Source organism: SAR324 cluster bacterium (assembly GCA_029245725.1).
In the GTDB taxonomy this organism is placed as follows: domain Bacteria; phylum SAR324; class SAR324; order SAR324; family NAC60-12; genus JCVI-SCAAA005.
This window is the reverse complement of record JAQWOT010000174.1, coordinates 1-3,242: the sequence shown is the minus strand read 5'-3', so window position 1 is coordinate 3,242 and position 3,242 is coordinate 1. Positions and strand designations below refer to the sequence as shown.

Annotated in this window: 3 protein-coding genes; 2 read left to right on the top strand and 1 reads right to left on the bottom strand. The window is 41.4% G+C overall.

Annotated features, from left to right (window positions below):
• Positions 1-77 precede the first annotated feature (77 nt).
• Entirely contained in the window at positions 78-1,013 is a 936-nt protein-coding gene (locus P8O70_08895) for a hypothetical protein (GenBank protein ID MDG2196993.1), read from the bottom strand.
• A gap of 699 nt (positions 1,014-1,712) precedes the next feature.
• Here P8O70_08895 and P8O70_08890 point away from each other — a divergent pair.
• Complete coding sequence (locus P8O70_08890; protein MDG2196992.1) at positions 1,713-2,558, top strand: OmpA family protein; 846 nt, start codon at positions 1,713-1,715, stop codon at positions 2,556-2,558.
• A gap of 5 nt (positions 2,559-2,563) precedes the next feature.
• A partial coding sequence (locus P8O70_08885) for a MotA/TolQ/ExbB proton channel family protein (GenBank protein MDG2196991.1) occupies positions 2,564-3,242 on the top strand: 679 nt, incomplete at its 3' end.

Sequence of the window (3,242 nt, the reverse complement as noted above, 5' to 3'; positions counted from 1 at the left end):
CATCATTAGAGCTCCAAATCCCAGAAAATACTTCCTTTGTCCAAACTACGCAATTGCTCCCACGCCAGAGAATTTAATTAAAACTCTTTATCTTTGGGAAGGTTTCTCGAAAAAATATTCGCTGGTGCTTCTTTTTCGTCTTTGTTTGACCTGAGATCCCTCTCCTCAGGCACATCGCTTTTAAAAAATGTAGGTGTCGCATCTGCAGCCTCTTTCTCTTCTCGAGATTTTCTACCTCGATCGGGTGCTTGTTTCGGTTTGGTCTTTATGTACTCAATTGCGTTGTGAAGTTGCTGTTGGAGAGTACTGACACCTCTTTCGTCATGAATTTTGGTCAACAATTTCTCAGCATGCTCCATTCTTTTAAAGTGCTCAGAATTCATTGTTCCCCCTAATTTAGGAAGATATTGGTAGACCATCAAGCAAATTAGAGCAAACTCTCTTACCGTCGGGCTCAAATCTTTTCTAGTTGCTTTCTTCATCATAGGAAGAGTCTCCATGATTGCTTTCATGGATTTCGATAAATTCTCAACAGTGGTTTTTGCTTGCTCCCTATCGCCTGTCATAGTTGCAATCAGGTTTATTTGAGCAGTTCTACGATAAAACCGACTCAAATAATAACCAGAAAGCGGAATCGACTTTTTTGTGTCCTCCAAGACTTCCATCAGAATAACTTTGTTTTTGGAAGCCATTGGTAAGGCAGAAATACCCTCAAGAATTGGTGATAAGATTTCCTCGTGTTGTGCTCGATTCAGTTTCAATAATTTCTTTTTATCCATTTCGACGGACTCTTTGGCATCGAAGTTATGATATGGCAATATCTTAATGACCTCTTTCAAGTACTTGATGTGATTAGCCAGAACCATGAAATCCGCTTTTGATTCTTTATCTTGCTTTTGGACATGAAGATCGTCCTGTAAAAACAATAGAAGATGACCCAGATATATCTTCTGTGCCTTCATGGCTAGGCGAAGTTTTTCAGTGTTTAAGATCAGATCATCCGCCTCCAGCATCGAGTGCATGAAAGCGTCACGATACTGTAAAACGCCTTCGTGAGCACCTTTCCTCAAAAAATCTGAGACCATCTCAACGCGTACCCTTGAGTTAGCTGGATCAGCCTCCAAAGTGTCACTATATTTCTTAATGCTTTGAATAGTGCTTGCTGCTGCTAGTCTTGCACCTGTGATTTCGAGCTTTTTAACGTTATTCGGATCTGCAGGTTCTCTCTTGCGTTGCACAACCTGACGAAGAAATTGGTTTGAGGGGACAGATTTTTTGTATGCGCTCAGTTGACTATGAAGTTTTTCCAGGTCGATCCTCATCTTGTCAAAAAGTTTGTGAGTCTCTCTGACTTCTGGAAGTTCTCTTAATTCCTGTCTTTCTTCATCTGAAAGCATGTTTGATCCTAGACTATTCTCAATGATTGGAGATTTAGAAATTAACTAATTTTCGGGTGCAAGGTTTATGAAATTTCAAAGATCCATTTCGTATCCTTTCACCATTTCCTTGATCTAAAAATTCTGATATTTTGCAGAGATAAATTCTAATTTCACAGTTAAAATTAGCACTCAAATCTTTAACCACACAAAATTATGCCTATACTGCAAAAATGTAGATTTATATTTGGGTTCAGGTCCTGCATGATGTGCATAGATTTGAATTAGCTCACAACTGGTGAGTTCTTGACAAACAATTGATCCAACTGAACGCGCATGCGAAATATTACCAGAGGAAAAAAGTCATTGGTCTTGGGCAGTTTTCTGGTGGCCTTGTCTGGTTGTACGGATTATCTCTTCCCTCCCCAGCCTCCAGAAAGTGTTGAGACCAATCAACTCAGCGCCAACAGTGACCAAAGCAATCTGAGTGAAATTGCAAAGGAACCTGTTTCTGCATTGGAACAGGTAGCTGGAACTACAGATAACGGTGATCCTGATGAAACCTATCGGCAAAGGCAGTTGGAGCGAGAAGCACTAATGAAGAGGCTGGAAGCTAAGCAAAAAGAGATGGCAGAGACAGATAACTCTGACAGTCTTTTGAGCGGGGCTCTTTTGAATCCAGATGGTAGCTTTGCCGCTCCAGGTCAAAACACTGCTTTGATCACTTCCATGAGTGATGATGAGAGACGCCGCTTATTAGATGCTATTCATACACAATTAGCAGAATACCAAAACCTAGGAATTCCTCCTATCCGTGATGAGCGAGCAGATTTGCTGATGCCAAGAATTTTTTTTGATTACGATAAAAGTGCAATTCGCAACGAATTTAAAGACCGACTTCTCCAAATTTCCCGCAATCTACTCCGTGAACTCGAGAGAAGAGGGGATATGATTCTTCAGGTTGAGGGGCATGCAGATGAGAGGGGGAACGAGGAGTACAATCTGGTTCTCGGACATCAGCGAGCAAATTCTGTAAAAGATCTGCTGAAATCTTATGTTGCTGATCCAGCAACACTCCAAACGGTCAGTTTTGGTGAGGAGTTCCCTGCAGTACCCCAATCCAATGAACAAGCCTGGAGTCAGAACCGTCGAGTACAGTTTACCTTCCTACTTCGCCCTTGATATAAATGTCCCCTCTGCTCCAATCGCTGCAGCAGTCAGGAACGCTTGCCATTAGCATCCTGCTGCTGCTGCTGATCTGTTCTGTTTCAGTTTGGACGATTCTTATCAGTAAAATTCTAGTTTGGAAAAAATACCGATCTTCCAACAAAGATGTTCTGCGTATTTTTGAAGAAGAGAGCAATCTTGTTCAATTCATTGAACAAACTAAACAATGTTCCGAAGGGCCTGTTCAAAGATTTATTATCGATGCAAGTCAAGAAATCGATCAACTGAAACCGCTTACTCAGTCAAAAAATGATTATTGTTCTGAATTGATTGAGTTGTTAGACAGATCATTTGAGGCAATTCTTGTTCATGAAGAACTTAAATTGCGCACGGGTCAATCAATACTGGCCACAATATCTGTGACGGCTCCTTTTGTCGGTTTGTTAGGGACTGTTCTAGGAGTGATTGATACCTTCCAGGGGATTTCACAACTTCAATCTGTAGAATTGATGGTTGTAGGGCCAGGAATCTCAGAAGCCCTTGTAGCAACTGGTGCAGGGCTCTTTGCGGCTATTCCAGCGGTAGTCACCTACAACCTTTTCAATGCCTACATCCGTGACTCTATAGAACAAATTGAGGGCCTGTCATTAAAGTTTCTTCAACGCCTGCATCTGCAACTCCTTCTGACAAATGAGAAGA

Bases quoted from the DNA above. Each gene is read 5' to 3' on its own strand.
- P8O70_08895 (MDG2196993.1), bottom strand. From the start codon at position 1,013: ATGCTGGAGGCGGATGATCTGATCTTAAACACTGAAAAACTTCGCCTA.
- P8O70_08890 (MDG2196992.1), top strand. From the start codon at position 1,713: ATGCGAAATATTACCAGAGGAAAAAAGTCATTGGTCTTGGGCAGTTTT.